Source organism: Lachnospiraceae bacterium JLR.KK002 (genome assembly GCA_036941025.1).
Lineage (GTDB): Bacteria > Bacillota > Clostridia > Lachnospirales > Lachnospiraceae > Petralouisia.
Window position 1 is genome coordinate 3,426,064 of the sequence record JAYMNP010000001.1, and the last position, 15,532, is coordinate 3,441,595.

At 43.3% G+C, this 15,532-nt stretch carries 15 protein-coding genes; 6 read left to right on the forward strand and 9 right to left on the reverse strand.

Annotated features, from left to right (window positions below):
• Positions 1 to 46: 46 nt before the first annotated feature.
• A complete protein-coding gene (locus tag VSQ32_16715; protein ID MEH2944451.1) occupies positions 47 to 487 on the reverse strand; it encodes a MarR family transcriptional regulator in 441 nt (146 codons plus the stop codon).
• Positions 488 to 587: 100 nt separating this feature from the next.
• Positions 588 to 824, reverse strand: coding sequence for a hypothetical protein (locus tag VSQ32_16720; GenBank protein MEH2944452.1), 237 nt, complete (start codon positions 822 to 824; stop codon positions 588 to 590).
• A 57-nt stretch (positions 825 to 881) separates the two neighbouring features.
• On the opposite strand from VSQ32_16720, the gene VSQ32_16725 reads away from it, so the two are divergent.
• Positions 882 to 1,544, forward strand: a complete 663-nt coding sequence (locus VSQ32_16725; protein ID MEH2944453.1) for a nucleoside recognition protein — start codon at positions 882 to 884, stop codon at positions 1,542 to 1,544.
• Complete coding sequence (locus VSQ32_16730) at positions 1,541 to 2,065, forward strand: nucleoside recognition domain-containing protein (protein MEH2944454.1); 525 nt, start codon at positions 1,541 to 1,543, stop codon at positions 2,063 to 2,065. Before VSQ32_16725 ends, VSQ32_16730 begins: the two co-directional genes overlap by 4 nt.
• Positions 2,066 to 2,103: 38 nt before the next feature.
• Here the strand turns inward: VSQ32_16730 and VSQ32_16735 are convergent, their stop codons facing one another.
• From VSQ32_16735 to VSQ32_16745, 3 genes are all read right to left on the reverse strand, one after another.
• A complete protein-coding gene (locus VSQ32_16735) occupies positions 2,104 to 3,495 on the reverse strand; it encodes an alanine/glycine:cation symporter family protein (GenBank protein MEH2944455.1) in 1,392 nt (463 codons plus the stop codon).
• Positions 3,496 to 3,522: 27 nt separating this feature from the next.
• Positions 3,523 to 4,521 carry a hypothetical protein gene (locus VSQ32_16740; GenBank protein MEH2944456.1) on the reverse strand — a complete coding sequence of 333 codons (999 nt, stop codon included), beginning with the start codon at positions 4,519 to 4,521 and terminating at the stop codon, positions 3,523 to 3,525.
• A gap of 127 nt (positions 4,522 to 4,648) precedes the next feature.
• The gene (locus tag VSQ32_16745; protein MEH2944457.1) at positions 4,649 to 6,256 is read right to left on the reverse strand and encodes a leucine-rich repeat protein; all 1,608 of its coding nucleotides are present in this window, start codon (positions 6,254 to 6,256) and stop codon (positions 4,649 to 4,651) included.
• A 388-nt stretch (positions 6,257 to 6,644) separates the two neighbouring features.
• Between VSQ32_16745 and VSQ32_16750 the strand changes: the two genes are divergently transcribed.
• Entirely contained in the window at positions 6,645 to 7,979 is a 1,335-nt protein-coding gene (locus tag VSQ32_16750; protein MEH2944458.1) for an IS110 family transposase, read from the forward strand.
• Between the two features lie 212 nt (positions 7,980 to 8,191).
• Here VSQ32_16750 and VSQ32_16755 read toward each other — a convergent pair whose 3' ends face one another.
• Positions 8,192 to 9,562 carry a D-alanyl-D-alanine carboxypeptidase family protein gene (locus tag VSQ32_16755; GenBank protein ID MEH2944459.1) on the reverse strand — a complete coding sequence of 457 codons (1,371 nt, stop codon included), beginning with the start codon at positions 9,560 to 9,562 and terminating at the stop codon, positions 8,192 to 8,194.
• A 225-nt stretch (positions 9,563 to 9,787) separates the two neighbouring features.
• On the opposite strand from VSQ32_16755, the gene trmB reads away from it, so the two are divergent.
• The 3 genes from trmB to VSQ32_16770 all read left to right on the forward strand — a co-directional run bounded on the left by trmB (position 9,788) and on the right by VSQ32_16770 (position 11,260).
• The gene (gene trmB / locus VSQ32_16760) at positions 9,788 to 10,426 is read left to right on the forward strand and encodes a tRNA (guanosine(46)-N7)-methyltransferase TrmB (protein MEH2944460.1); all 639 of its coding nucleotides are present in this window, start codon (positions 9,788 to 9,790) and stop codon (positions 10,424 to 10,426) included.
• 317 nt (positions 10,427 to 10,743) lie between these two features.
• Positions 10,744 to 10,965 carry a hypothetical protein gene (locus tag VSQ32_16765; GenBank protein MEH2944461.1) on the forward strand — a complete coding sequence of 74 codons (222 nt, stop codon included), beginning with the start codon at positions 10,744 to 10,746 and terminating at the stop codon, positions 10,963 to 10,965.
• Positions 10,946 to 11,260 carry a YbjQ family protein gene (locus tag VSQ32_16770; protein MEH2944462.1) on the forward strand — a complete coding sequence of 105 codons (315 nt, stop codon included), beginning with the start codon at positions 10,946 to 10,948 and terminating at the stop codon, positions 11,258 to 11,260. Before VSQ32_16765 ends, VSQ32_16770 begins: the two co-directional genes overlap by 20 nt.
• A 122-nt stretch (positions 11,261 to 11,382) precedes the next feature.
• On the opposite strand, the gene VSQ32_16775 is transcribed toward VSQ32_16770, so the two are convergent.
• From VSQ32_16775 to VSQ32_16785, 3 genes are read right to left on the reverse strand one after another with little or no spacing between them, the layout of a single operon-like run.
• The gene (locus VSQ32_16775; protein ID MEH2944463.1) at positions 11,383 to 12,450 is read right to left on the reverse strand and encodes a S66 peptidase family protein; all 1,068 of its coding nucleotides are present in this window, start codon (positions 12,448 to 12,450) and stop codon (positions 11,383 to 11,385) included.
• Positions 12,437 to 14,959 (reverse strand): DEAD/DEAH box helicase family protein, encoded by a 2,523-nt coding sequence (locus VSQ32_16780; GenBank protein ID MEH2944464.1) that lies wholly within the window; start codon positions 14,957 to 14,959, stop codon positions 12,437 to 12,439. Before VSQ32_16780 ends, VSQ32_16775 begins: the two co-directional genes overlap by 14 nt.
• On the reverse strand, positions 14,929 to 15,525 hold the full coding sequence (locus tag VSQ32_16785; GenBank protein MEH2944465.1) for a class I SAM-dependent methyltransferase: 597 nt from the start codon (positions 15,523 to 15,525) through the stop codon (positions 14,929 to 14,931). The genes VSQ32_16780 and VSQ32_16785 overlap by 31 nt, the downstream gene beginning before the upstream one ends.
• Positions 15,526 to 15,532: the final 7 nt, after the last annotated feature.

The following is a 15,532-nucleotide window of genomic DNA, read 5'->3' on the forward strand; positions in this document are numbered from 1 at the left end:
TTTTTGATGGTTTGTAATACTTTTGTAATTTTAAAAGTTTATCCTGCTACTTCCCATATCCCCGGAAAAACCCGCTCAGGTTCTGCAGCGCCTGCACCAGAACTTCTATCTGTTCCTTTTCCATCCCTTTCAATGTTGCCTGTACCATCTCCTCATGGAATTTTTTATGATGGTCAAATGCTTTTTCACCTTTCCCGGAAAGTGAAATTAAAACAACCCGGCGGTCTTCCTCGCTGCGCACCCGATTGACATAACCTTTTTTTACCAGATTATTAATGGCAATGGTCAGGGTGCCCACTGTCACCGACAGAGCTTTGGCCACCGTGGACATACTTTTTGCCTCACCTTTTCCAATAGCCTCTATCACATGCATGTCATTGTTGGAGATATCCCTGTATTCCTCCGTGATAATAGCTTTTTCTTCTATATCCATGATTTCATTGAAAAGTTTTACCAGAACTTCATTGATTGTATTATAATTATCCACAGGATACCTCCTTTGAAATGATTTATTCCGTATAAACGGGTTCCTCCTCAGTTCATATTTTCCGCACTCAGGTCTCCTCCCATCTTCGATGGGTCCCTCCTCAGTTCATATTTTCCGCACTCAGGTCTCCTCCCATCTTCGATGGGTCCCTCCTCAGTGCATATTTTCCGCACTCAGGTCTCCTCCCATCTTCGATGGGTCCCTCCTCAGTGCATATTATACCATATTTTTTAATTATAATAACAGATGAATTGTAATAATTGAGAACAATATCGTAACAGTTCCGCTCATAGCCTGCATACTCCGGCCTTTTCATATATTTTCCCAGGACCAGCACATTTTTCTTCTCTGTGCATAAGATATAAACAACTGTATTTTCTGGAGAACTGATACCATGCTGAATTATTTATGGGGTTTTATGATTATCATCGGCATTCTCTATGCCGCATTTACCGGAAACCTCCCTGAGGTCACCAACGCTGCGCTGGATTCTTCCAAAGAAGCTGTGGCACTTTGTATCACCATGCTGGGTGTTATGTCCCTGTGGGTGGGACTTATGCGAATTGCGGAAAGCTGCAGTATTATTTCAGGCGCCACCCGGATGCTGAACCCGCTGCTTCGCTTTATGTTTCCCAAAATTCCAAAAGGACATAAAGCAAATGAGTACATATCTACAAATATAATTGCCAATGTCTTCGGCCTGGGCTGGGCTGCCACTCCCGCCGGACTGAAAGCCATGGAAGAAATGAGCGAACTGAATCATCACAGTAAAGTTGCCAGCAAAGACATGTGCACTTTTCTGATTCTGAATGTTTCTTCTTTCCAGCTTATTCCGGTCAACATGATTGCCTACCGCAGCCAGTACGGCTCTACTAATCCTGCGGCTATCCTGGGGCCCGCCATAATCGCCACCTGCTTTTCCACGCTGGCCGGAATTATATTTGCAAAAGTCATGTATCTGCTGCCGGAAAAACAGCCTTCCGCATACGGCGGCAGTCTGCCTCACCGGGAACAGGAAATTTCCCGCAAAAAGAAAAAAGGAGGAATCTTCCATTGAAAATTCTCCTTTTTTTATCAGACGCCATGATTCCTCTTCTGATTTTTCTGATTGTAGGATACGGCATTTTAAATCATCACCATGTATATGACGACTTTATCAAAGGTGCCAAAGACGGATTCCAGACAGTCATCGGCATTATGCCCACTCTGATTGGCCTGATGGTGGGCGTTGGAATCCTGCGGGCGTCAGGATTTCTGGATTTGCTGTCAACAGGCCTTGGAATCTTCACGGAACCTCTGCATTTTCCTGCCGCCCTGGTACCCGTATCCGTAGTAAAAATGTTTTCTTCCTCTGCCGCAACCGGACTGGTCATTGACATTTTTAAGGAATACGGGCCGGATTCTTATTATGGAACCATAACATCTATTATGATGAGCTGCACCGAAACCATTTTTTATACCATGAGCGTCTATTTTATGACGGCCAAAGTGCAGAAAACACGCTATACACTGGCAGGAGCATTGTTTGCCACCCTAGTGGGCACCATTGCAAGCGTGATTCTGGCACAGATTATGTAACGGATAATCCGGTACTGTCAGGTATAAACATAAAAGTATTATCCCAATTTATCCACTTTTTTCAGATACTGCCTGGTCTCTGCCGCAACCACACCGTTCAGAGCAATAATGGCAATCAGATTCGGAATTGCCATCAGTCCGTTAAAAATATCTGCAATGGTCCATACTGCGGAAACGGTCATAAACGGTCCGATGAACACACAGAGTATGTAAACCCAGCGATATGTTTTCACTGCCTGCCGGCTTCCGCCGGTCAGGTATTCCAGACATTTTTCGCTGTAATAATTCCATCCCAGAATGGTGGTAAATGCGAAGCATACCAGGCAGATCATCAGAATAAAAGAGGAAACCGCCGGTGCGAAAGGCAATCCTGTCTGAAATGCTTTTGTGGTTACGTCCACTCCGTCCAGGCCGATATTCCATGTATCGGTAATCACAATGATCAGCCCCGTCATGGTACAGATAATCACAGTATCAATAACGGTGCCCAGCATGGAAACAAGGCCCTGAGACGCCGGCTCTTCTGTCTGCACTGCGGCAGCGGCAATGGGAGCGCTTCCCAGCCCGGCTTCATTGGAAAAGATTCCTCTGGCAACACCTTTCTGCATGGCTGTCATCATGGCGCCGAGAGCGCCGCCTGCAGCGGCTTTTATTCCAAATGCACTCTGTACGATTGTTACAAAAGCTGCCGGAATTTCACTGGCATGGAATATAAGAATCAGCAAAGCCGCTGTGATATAGGTAGCCGCCATCAGCGGCACCAGCACCTGCGCCACACCGGAAATCCGCTGCAGCCCTCCGATTACCACCAGAGCCACGCATACGGTCAGAATCACTCCTGCTATCACAACTGTCCAGGAATATTCTCTTCCAAAAAGTTCCACCGTCCACTGGTTTTTTGGGTCAAAAAAGCTGTTTACCGCTCCGGTAATCCCATTAATCTGGGTAAAAGTTCCAATTCCCAGAAGCCCCGCACCCACGCCAAAGAAAGCAAACAACTTACCCAGCCATTTCCAGTTCTTCCCCATGCCGCGCTCAATATAGTAAAAAGGCCCGCCTACCACATGTCCGTCTTCTGCTGTTACCCTGTATTTAATGGCCAGCATACATTCCGCATATTTCGTGACAGTGCCCAGAACAGCCGCCACCACCATCCAGAACAATGCCCCCGGTCCGCCTGCTACCAGCGCTGTGGCAACTCCCACAATATTTCCCGTTCCTATGGTGGCTGACAGAGCTGTACACAGTGCTCCGAATCCGGACACTTCTCCTTCCTGCCCCGACGATTCATTAAAAATCAGGTTACGTATTGCCAGAGGCAGGCGGCGAATCTGAAGGCCCCTCAAACGCACGGTCAGAAAAATTCCCACTGCCAGAATCAATACAATCAGAGGAATTCCCCACACCAAATCATCAATTGTCTTTAACATTGTCTCTACTGACATAAATCCTCCCTTTTAATCCAGATATCTGCCAAACTGTGGTATCCAGTCTCCAATAAAAATCTCATCTCTAAGTGCCATTTCCAGAATAGGCGTAAAAAATTTCACCAGAAGCTGTATTACCTGGCTCCAGGAAGGACCGTATATTCCTTCCCGGCTGTTCTGGATTTCCCACCGTTTCTTCATATACCCATAATCTTCATATTCATTGATAATATCCAGACGGGTTTTCAGCAATGGTATGGGACATTCCATGAGAAGCTGTCCAAAACTCTGAGAGACTTTCTTTCCTATAATAACTTCTTTTAAAAGGATATCATAAATTTCCCTGTACCAGGATAAATTGCCGATTAACTCCAGATTGTCCATAATTTCATAAAAACTTCTGGATATATACTCCTCCGGAGTCAGCATAAAATAAGTAATTTCCTGTTCTTCTCTCTCCCTTCCCCGGAACACCTTTTCCTGAAACTCTCTGACCTCTCCCTTATAGGGAATAATTTCAATTTCAAAAGGAATATGATAGGGCCTTTCCGTAATTTTCAGGTGTATGCGGGGATTCTTTTCCCCTTCCTCCCATCGTTCTTCCCGCCTGCTGCAAAGAACCACACAGAGTCCATCCGGTTCTTCTTTTATCTCTGAAACATCTTCCTCTGATTCTTTTGGTTCTTCCGGTTCCCTTTCAGTTTCCGGTATATATTCCTCCGGTTCTTCCGGTTCCCTTTCAGTTTCCGATATACCCTCCTCTGACTCTTTCCGTGTTTCTTCAAATTCCGGAGTAAACAGGCTCTCCAGAATTTCCACAATATCAGCAACTTCTTCTTCGGGAGAAAAAAATTCCAGATGATTCACCAGAATTTTCTGATACCATTCTTCATTCAGACAACTGTCGTTTCTGAGAAGCAATTTCTCTCCGAGTAAAGCACTTCCAATCTTCCGTATTATTATTTCCGTTCCGCGTCCTGCAGCCAGATTCATCTCCGGTACCTGATAAATTCTGCTTCCTTTGTCCATTTTTTCCATCCTGTTTCTGTTCTTATCCGATGATAAACGTATGTTTTTATTATATTCTTATCCAGTTTCTCTGTCAATTATGAATAAAAAAGAATCTCCGCTGAGAGATTCTTTTTTATAATATTCCTTAGTTCTGAATACTGCCGCTTTTCTTCTTATTACTCCAGGCTCCATACAGCTTCTGGCTCTTACCGTTTACTTTAATATTTTTATATGAACGTATCCTTACGTAATATTTCCTGCCCTCTTTCAGTTTTGAAAATGTTTTGGAAGTGGTATTTTTATTTTTTACGATTGTGGTTTTTGTAACCTTTTTGTCTTTAAATTTACTGTCCGTGCTGTACTGTATTTCATAACCTGCAGCTCTTTTATCCTTCTTCCAGGTGACTTTTAATTTCTTTCCCTTCACCGTATTCAGAGATTTTATGACAGCTTTTTCAGGTTTCACTTTAACTGCGATTTTCACAGTTTTTTCTCTGTACTTATCGGTTTCCTCCGCCTTTACGGTAATAGTGGCAATACCGGTGCCTTTGATGGTGACTTTTCCTTTCTTATCCACAGCCGCCACTTTTTTATCCGAACTTCCATAAGTAAGAAATCCATCTCCCTTTTTCACTCTGACATTCAGGTTAAAGGACTTATCTCCGTAAATTTTATTGTAACTTTTCCGATAATCCAGCGTCTGGCTTTCCTTCTCCTTATCATAAATAGTAAAGGTTTTCTCCACTGTTCCGGTGTATTTCCCTGTTCCGGTAATTACCACCGTGGCAGTTCCGGGATTAATGTTATTACGGTATTCCAGCGTATAATCTGTTTTTTCCTTTAATGTATAACTTCCGTCCTTTATAGTTACTTCAGGAGTTTTTTCCTTCCCGTCCCAGACATAAGAATCAGGATGTACGGTAATTTCACAGGAAGAAATATTTCTGACATTTCCAAAGGGAATGTTGTTTTCTTTCGCCCAGGTCTCTATATAGGAACCTTTCTTTCCGTAAATAGTCAGTTTACCGCATTTCTTAAAAACATCCTTTCCCATTTCCTTTACCGTTTCCGGAATAAATACAGACGTAAGATTCGTACACATCTGGAATGCAGTGTTTCCGATGGTTTTGACTCCTTTCGGAATGGTAATACTTTTCAGACTGGTACAGGAACCAAAGGCTTTGCTTCCAATCACTGTCAGTGTACCCGGAAGTTCCACATCTTCCAGTGCGCTGCATCCGTTAAATACGGCTGATCCTAACTCTGTGGTTCCTTCTGCAATGGTAACACGTTTCAATGATTTGCAGGCCATAAACGCAGAGAAACTTAATTTTTTCACGCTTCCCGGAATGGAAATGCTGCTGACCCCGGAAGCATAAAAAGCTAATTCTCCGATACTTTCCAGTCCTGTGTTCAGTCTGACGCTGCCAAGTGTGTTGCAGCCGTAAAAAGCCGACGTTCCGATACTTTTCACCGTACCCGGAATTACCACGCTTTTCAGAAAATCGCACTCGGAAAATGCCAGCTCGCCGATAGCAGTTACCGTACCCGGAATCTCTACATGTTCCGCCTTCCCGGTGTATTTTTTTAATACCCCGTTTTCTATTTCAAATCCATTTACATCGGCCGCCCTTGTCTGACTTTCCTGTCTCATGGGTTCCTGTTCTTCAGCAGATATCACAGGCGCCGGAATCAGTAACACGGTGCTCATAACCAAAGCTGTCATACGTTTCCGGAATTTTTTGTTTCTCATTGTGCTTCCTCCTAGTATAATAATGGTGTAGTCAAGAATGACTACTGGTTAATAGTTACAAAGTCCAATCTAATAAATCTATATAGATATAACGGAAGGAGGAGTTCCCCCTCCATCAGAAGTTATAAAGTAACATTATTTACCATGTCTGAGGTTTCCTTAATGCACCAGACAAAAGATAGAGGTATAATCACTGGAGGCAGGATCATTGACGACACCTCCTTGGGAACCGGCCTTCCGGCTGGTGAAACCTCTTAGAAAGTCTGTCAGTCCATTCGGTGGTGATTTATGTTTTGGCTGGTTGGGAAGCCCCAGGCTATACCTGTATAAACCGCTAGGTTGTGTATCCGCCCTCTGGAAATGGATGCCTGCCAGAAAGGATAAAACCATGAAATACCCAAAAGTACTTATGATGCTTGAAAGCATCCCTTATCTCTCAGTCGGGCTTGATGTCGGCGCAGACTTCACCTGGATGTCCATCATGCTGCCCAATGGCATTCTCACCGGGAAACCTTTTAAGATCATTCATTCTGATCCGCAGTCCCGTGAGCTTGCTGTCGCAAAAATAAAGGAAGCACAAGAGATGTATTCCCTCGAAAGCCGCTGCTTCCTTGAGTCCACCGGGATCTACCACATCCCGCTCCTGTACTTCCTTCGTGATAAGGGGTTTGACTGCTCAGTCATTAATCCTATCATCACTAAGAATAGCACAAATATGAACGTAAGGAAACTGCATAATGATAAATTTGATTCAAAAAAAGCTGCCAAAGTCGGCCTGGATGCTTCCCTTAAGACTTCCATCATACCAGATGATGAGGTCATTGACCTGCGCAACCTGGTACGGGACTACTATTACTTCAAAGACCTGCAGTCCGCTGTCGTCCTGAAGCTCACGGCGGAACTGAAAGTGTCCTTTCCCGCATACCGGAAGGTGTTTAGCACGGTCACTACCCAAACTTCCTTAAATCTTCTGGAAGCTTACCCCTTTGCCGCAGACATGCTTGCCGCCCCAAAAGACATACTTGTGGAAACCATACGCAAAACCGCACGTTTCGGTGAAAAATATGCCGTTTCCAAATATGATGCCATACGTGCTGCCGCAAAGGACGCCGCTGTTTTCGGACGTGCGCTTCAAAGCAGTGCACTCCGGATCCGGCTGTATATCAAAACCTACCGGGAATACCAGGAGCATCTGGACAATATACTTGAGGACCTGCATAAGGCTGTTGATAAGCTGGAAGGGACGCCGGTTTATGACCGTATCTTCCTTCTCCAGTCCCTACGTGGTGTCGGTTTTCTCAGTGCAGCCGTCCTGATCGCTGAAATGGGCTCCTTTGACCTGTTTTCTTCCCCAAAGAAGCTTTATGCTTACTTCGGCTTGGATCCTGCCGTGAAGCAATCCGGCAAGTTCAATGGGGATAAAGTCCACATGTCCAAGAGGGGTTCTAGCCTTGCCAGGCGTATCCTGCATATGGTGGCTATCAATAATCTTAAGGTGGATAAAGGGACAAAAACACCAGTAAATCCAGTTATCCACGGCTATTATACCGACAAATGCAAAAGCAAGAAGAAAAACGTGGCTGTCGGGGCTGTCATGCATAAAATCTGCAATATCATTTTTGCCATGCTCCGGGATAATAAACCATTTGAGATCATCACTCCTCAGGAACACTGTGAGCGGTATCTGGCAGCGCATCCCGACAAGATACAGAACGCAGCCTAACAGGTTTATCATGAATTTTAAAGATTTCCACATGGGTGGGCTTATTAAAGTTACCCTTTTTTACATCAACTGCTTGAAAAAAACTTTTTTAACATTTTTCACTTTACCTATTGACATTTCTTAGCTGGACTTTCAGGATGCCTGAAACGTTACGGTTGTGTCTTATTTATTATCGCACACTTTTCGGCAAATTTGGAGGTTTTTTATAATATTTACTTCCGATGTTTCTTTTTCCGGAATTTTATTTCCTTAAAACTCATTTTCTGCTGCCTTCTGCATTCCATCTTATATTTAATCAGATAAAAATTATCCACAAAATGATAAATTCCAAATCCGATTCCTGCAAGAAGCAACACTGCCAGAACGCCCAGCACTATATATTTTACATTTATTTTAAGTACCTTTTTTTCTTTTGCGGCTTTTTCTGTTTCCGGTTCCTTTTGTTTGTGGAAGGTAAACTCCGAAACTTTTGCCCCGGTGATTTCAATTTCCGTGCCGCCTACCACGCGTCCTGCATAGGTGTAGCGGATGTTGCCGATTACCTCTTTGGAATCTGTTACTTCCTCCACCTCAGGCACCGCATCCGTAAAGGCCGCAGCCTTGGGAAGAACAATACATCCCTCTTTGTTTAATCCCACAAAGGATTCTTCATTTTCAAATATTTTATTTTCTTTGATTTCACTGTCATAACTCTTTTCATGTTCCGCCACATTCCATAACTGGAAATTTTCAAAACAGTAATCAAACAATGTTCTGGTATCCAGATAATGATTGGGAGCCTGCTCTCTGGTTACCACACAAATCAGCGTCATCCCGTCTTTTTCCGCAAAAGTGGCAAGGGTGCTTCCCGCCACGCTGGTATATCCTGTTTTTCCGCCGATACAGTAATCATACAGATACCTGCTGTCCCCCTGATAATTAGTAAGCATTTTGTGATGGTTCACCAGATACGTTTCTTCCTCATGCTTGTTAGTGGGAGGAATGGTATGCCGTTTGGTGTTGACAATCATACGAAAAATATCATTTTTCAAAGCCTCTTTTGATATCATGGCTATGTCGCAGGCGCTGGTCACATGTTCTTCATCCGGCAGTCCGTGAGGATTATTGAAATGGGTATCACTGCACCCCAGTTCTTTTGCCCTGGTATTCATCATATTGATGAAATCCTCGTAATCCTTTCCCACATGCTCCGCAATGGCATAGCCGCATTCATTGGCCGATTCCAGCATCAGACCGTACAGACATTCCTCCATGCTCATCACTTCATCCACATCTCTTGCAATCCCGGAGCCTTCTGTTTTGTACACCGCATTTTTGGAAAATACAACTTCTTCATCCAGACTGCTGTTCTCCACTGCCAGAAGGGCAGTCATAATCTTTGTAATACTTGCAGGATAGGATTGCTGATGGGAATTTTTTTCATACAAAACAGTTCCTGTGGATGCTTCCATTACAATGGCCGATTCCCCTGCAATCTGAGGGCCCTCCGGCCAGTATTCTTCCGCCTGAACAGGTAACAGATTTATCTGCAGGAGACTTACGATTCCCAGAGCCAGACCTGCCCATTTTCTTCTCTTTTTCATGAAACTTTCTCCTTAAGTACCGTTTTTCATCGTAACAGTTCAGCTCACGCAACTGTTACTTTTCATCTTCCAAAATATCTCATTTGTTTTACAATTTTATTACAATTCCAGTATAGTATATCATATTGCAAAGTACAGTTCAATTCCGGAAATGCAAAAGTGGCGGTTGTAAATTCATAAAAATATGATATGATATACTCATTATGACAATTTTCGGAGGTATTTATGAGATTGCGAAATATACCCGGCTCCAGAGAAGCCATTGCGGAAAACCGCTGGTGCATCCAGGAATCAGAACAGCTTAAGGGAAGCTGGCACCAGGTTTTCGGAAACGACCATCCCGTTCATGTTGAAATCGGTATGGGAAAAGGCAGATTCCTTATGGCTCTGGCCAGAGAAAATCCCCGGAACAATTATATCGGAATTGAGAAATATTCCAGTGTTCTGCTGCGGGCCCTTCAGAAAATGGAAGAAGCACCTCTGGAAAATATTCGTTTTATCCGTATGGACGCCGAAACGGTAAGCAATATTTTTCAAAAAGGAGAAGTAGAAAGGATTTACCTGAATTTCTCCGACCCCTGGCCAAAAGACAGACATGCCAGACGCCGGCTGACCTCCCGCCAGTTCTTCGCCCGTTATGATTCCATCCTGAAGCCGGATGGCCATGTGGAATTCAAAACAGATAACCAGGGCTTATTTGATTTCTCTCTGGAGGAAGTAAAAGAAGCCGGCTGGAAACTGGATGGATGTACCAGAGACCTGCACCATGATGAAACCATGAATCAGGGAAACATCATGACAGAATATGAAGAACGTTTTTCCGCCATGGGAAATCCCATTTTTAAACTGATTGCTTCCAGATAAAAAACAGTGTATACTATATGAAAGGTGTTTGCGAAACTCAATAATTGTACTAATTTCATGTACAATTTAGAAAAATTTGAGTGCAGATATTTTCTCATACAAAAGGTGAGAAATGCATTTCAGCACCATGGAAACGAGACTCAAAGAAACATGGAAGCCTTTGCTGAACATGATTCTTTGTATTCAGAGGCTCGTTGGAATGTTTGGTGCGTCTGGCATTTCGGCCTTTTGTATGAGAAAATATTTAAGAGAAATTTTGATAATTAAATAGTTTCGCAATTGCCTGAATATTATTATGAAACAGAAGGGAGGAAAAGATGAAAAACTCAAAATTAATCGCACCGATTATTATTACCATTATTCTGGTAATGATTCTGACAGCTCATTTTTTTCTGTGGACTCTTATGCCGGTTCCCGGCTTTATAAAAGTTCTGATCCTTCTGGCATTACTGGCTCTTATAGGAGTTGCAGTCTGTAACTTAGTGGAAAGAATACAGGAAATAAGGAGTGGTGAAGAAGATGATCTTGGTAAATACTGATTATATTTCCGGCAAAGAACTTGAAATGCTCGGTCTGGTGAAAGGAAGCACCATCCAGTCTAAAAACATAGGAAGGGACATCAGCCAGAGTTTTAAAACCCTCGTAGGCGGCGAGTTAAAAGCCTACAACGACATGATGAATGACGCAAGAGCGCTTGCCACCAAACGTATGGTAGAAGAAGCGGAAGCACTTGGAGCTGACGCTGTTGTAAATATCCGTTATGCCTCTTCTGCAATTATGCAGGGCGCTGCGGAAGTCATTGCCTACGGCACTGCGGTAAGATTTACCAGTTAAAACAAAAGGAACTGGGGCAAAGTGCCGCTGTATACAGAATATGACATGAAACATAAAACTACATCCATATACTGTATATAAGCTGTATTTTGCCGCAGTTTTGCTCCGGTATCATCTGTTCTTTACAGAAATACAATTTCCTGCCTGCCGCTGTCCGCCCGCACCCTTGCCCCATAAGGCAGTATGGCTCTGGGCATGGCATGTCCGAAATTCACATTGTACAGAACCGGAAGATTTCTGCTTCCAAAGATTTCCAGGTAAACTTCTTTATATTCTTCATAATACTGTTCATCCTGAGGTTTTCCCACAATGATTCCGCTTATTACTTCAAAAGCCCCTGTTTTTTCCACTGTTCGTAATTCTCTGTACAGAAGTTCCGGTTCCGGTTTTTCCTCACATGTTTCCAGGAACATAATCTTTCCTTTCCATTCTTCCTGTTCCGGAAAGATTCGGTATTTTCGGCATATCTCACTTTCATCCGGATACCTTTTCGATACCAGCATATCATAGATACTTTCCAGACAGCCGCCCAGCAGTTCTCCCTCAAAAACCTGTCTGCCGCAGAGCAGTTCATACCCGTGGATTTCCTCATGGGAAATTCGGTCTGTGCCCATGGCTGCTCTGGAAAAATCCTTTCTTTCTTCATACCACAATGCACTGGGCTTTATGGTCTGAAATCCATGAAAACACCCCAGAAATCTTTCTCTGGTATAAGGAAGCATTTCCTCTGCCATTTCAGCAATATCACAGATAAAGCACTGGCCATAGAAAGTCCGGAGTCCTAACCGATGGAACATCAGGTGGTTTACCGTGGTATCGGAAAAGCCCAGAAACAGTTTCGGAGATTGCCTCACAGCCTGAATAAATACTTCATCTTCCATCAGATAAGGCAGCAAACGGTAAGTGTCATCTCCGCCGATGGCGCAGATAATCCCCCGGATGGAGTTATCCAGAAAGGCCTGTTTCAAATCTTTTGCCCGCTGCTGAGGATGCTCTTTTAAAATCTCGATTCCTTTCAGTGAATTTGGCATAAATACAGGCTTCAGGCCAAATTCTTTCAGCCTTTTCGTACCGATTTCAATATTGTGGCTGCAAAATTCTTCCCCCGGCATCCCGCTGGAAAGGCTTACGACTGCCACAGAATCTCCGGGTCTTAATAACTCAGGTTTTAATAATTCAGGTTTTATCACGGTTCGTCTTCCTGTACCTCCTCCGATAATATTCCATTGTCCTGTACTCCAGTATATCTTTCATATGATATTTCAGAGCTTCATCCTCCAGCCATTCTCTCAGTTCTTCCCGAAGGGCAAGGGCATATCCCTCTTTTTCCATAAAAAATCCCTTTCCGGAAGATTTCAGAAATTTCACAGGCATGGTTTTCGCCTTGCTTATATGCTGCCTGTCTGTGATTTTTTTATATTCTTCCTGAGATATTCCCGGTGAGAAATCCTTCCAGTTTGTTCCCGTATCAAAAAATTCTTTCCAGCTTTCCAGCAGTTCTTCCTCCGTCACTTCCAGACGCAGATTGCCATGGTTATAAAAGCTGTATAAGACAGGCATTTTATATACTTTCTGCATGTCCGTAGTTTCAATCAGCGCAAGAAACTCCCGTCCCATACCGGAATACAGCTTTTCTTCTTCCGGAGAAAATTCCTGCAGTTCATGCAGAAATTCCAGATACCTGCGGAAAGGATTTTCTTTTGCGTGTCTGATACAATACTGATAAATATCATCATCCATGCAGGTAAACAATTCCATTCTGGAAGGTACCTTCCCGTCCAGCAATTCCTTCACACGATAAAATTCCTGAATCACACGCTGTCTGGCAGACAGAGACTTTTTCTCCAGTTCCCGGAACAAATCTGTTAAGCGTATGTCAAAATCCACCATACAGCCATCAGGATATTCCCGGTTATGGAAATCATGCTCTTTCTTTTCACAGAAAAAATCTTCCCCGTTCAGCAGTGACAGAATTTTTCCCGCTTTTTCATAATTTCCGATAAAATCAAGCACATTCAGGTATTCTTTTCCTTTATATGTACGGAGTCCTCTTCCAAGCTGCTGCAAAAATATAATGGGAGACTCTGTGGGCCTGAGAAACATGACCATGTCCAGAGACGCAATATCTAATCCCTCATTGAACATATCCACAGAAAAAATTACTTTAATTTCCTGATGAAGCAGCCGATTAATGGCAGTATCTCTTTCCTCGGAATATTCCCCGTCTCCGTTACTGTACACTGCGACAGCGGGAACATTCCGTTTACAGAATTCGGCCGCCATTTCCTCCGCATGTGCCCTGGAACAGCAAAATCCCAGAGCCCTTCGGGATTTATACTTCATATAATATTTGTAGATTAAATCATATCTTCGTATATTATTCCGGTAAATCTCCGTCAGTTCCTGCTCTTTATAGCGGCCTTTTACCAGATGAAGGCCGCTATAATCTGTCTCATCATAAACTCCATAATAGTGAAAGGGCACAAGAACGCCTTTGTTGATGGCTTCTTTCAGTGAAATCTCATAAGGCACATTATAATCACAGATTTCATAAATATTTTTCCCATCCATCCGTTCCGGCGTTGCGGTAAGCCCCAGTAAAAACTGAGGCTTAAAATAATCCACAATTCTTCTGTACTGTTCGTTTACCGCATGATGAAATTCATCAATTACAATATAATCAAAATAATTCGCTGCAAAATATTCATCTCTGAGATATTCCGGTTTACCCAGTGTGGAAACAGACGCAAATATGACAGCTTTGTCCGTATCTTTCTGTTTACCGTAAAAAAATCCGTAATCGTCTGAATTTCTCACATTCTGAAAAGAAATGGAAGCCTGTTTTAATATTTCTTCCCGATGGGCTACAAACAGTACTTTTTCATACCTGGCAGAATCAAAAGCCGCCAGATATGTTTTTCCAACTCCGGTAGCCGCCTGTACAAGCCCTTTCACTGCTCCTTCCGCTCTGCTGTCCTCCAGAGCATACAGGGCTTCTATCTGCACGCCTCTGGGCTGAAACAATGGGCTGGTTTTCCTGTTTTCTTCCGGAACGTCATACCGTTCCATATCTTTGAACACTGCCGGTTTATGCCAGCTTCTGGAATACCGTTTCAGTTCTTCATCATCCACCACAATGGAATGGTGAAAAAACAGTTCTTCAAAAGTCTGAAAGAACAACTGAAAATTGTTCTCATCCCTTCTGCTGTGAAATCGGTAATTCCATTCAATTCCGGAGGTCAGCGCACTTTTTGACACATTAGAAGAACCTATGTAAATCTCACTTTCCGAATTATAATGAAACATATAGGATTTGGGATGAAAAGATCTTGATTTGTCATTGTACAGCCGCAAATCCAGACAATCCCCCAACTCCTTTTTCAGCAGATACAAGGCGGAAGGCTGGGTAATTCCAAGATAATTTCCCGTCAGAATCCTGATTTGCACTCCTCTGTTCTGTGCAGATTTCAAATCCTCCAGAATCAGCTTCACACCGGATTCCATAAGAAAAGATACGATAATATCAATCCTGTCAGCATTCAGAATACTCATTTTAAGCTGACAATACAGATATCGGTTTACATCTCTGTCCCCGGTCATAACATCCGTTCTCGCGACTTCCTGGTGATACTGAAAACTTCTGGTTTCTTCCCGGCCGTCGGCAGTGATTATTGTTTCCTCAAAATTATATTGAGCCATTTCTCGTCCTCCCGGCCCGGCCTCACATCTGATGTAATCCACTGTTCTTCCTGCACCAGATTCGGAATTTTCTCTGTCAGTTCTTTCAAAGTATCTTCTGTCATATCTGTAAAATATCTGCCGTTTCGTTCCCCTTCAAAGGTTCCGTACTTAAAGGAAACATAGAGAATCCCGTCTTTCTTCAAGGCTTTTTCCATTTTCTGGAATACGGAATCCAACTCTGCTCCGGGCACATGAAGGAGAGAGGCACATGCCCATATTCCGTGATATTTTTCTGTTTCATCCAGTTCCTGAAACAATTGATGTTTCACCTGATTCCCGGTGTATCCGCGGGCAATTTTACAGAGTTCCCCGGAACCGTCAATGGCTTCTGCCTGAAATCCCCTCTCCATAAAATACTTCGTGTCGCGTCCGGCGCCGCAGCCAAAATCAAGGATACATGCTCCTGCAGGCAGCTTATTCAGGAACAAATCCTGAATTTTTCCAAAATCTACATTAAGAGTTCCTGCAGCAAATTTCTCTGCATTCCTGTTATAATAATCTATGGTTTTGTCCATTTCATTCATTTTCTGA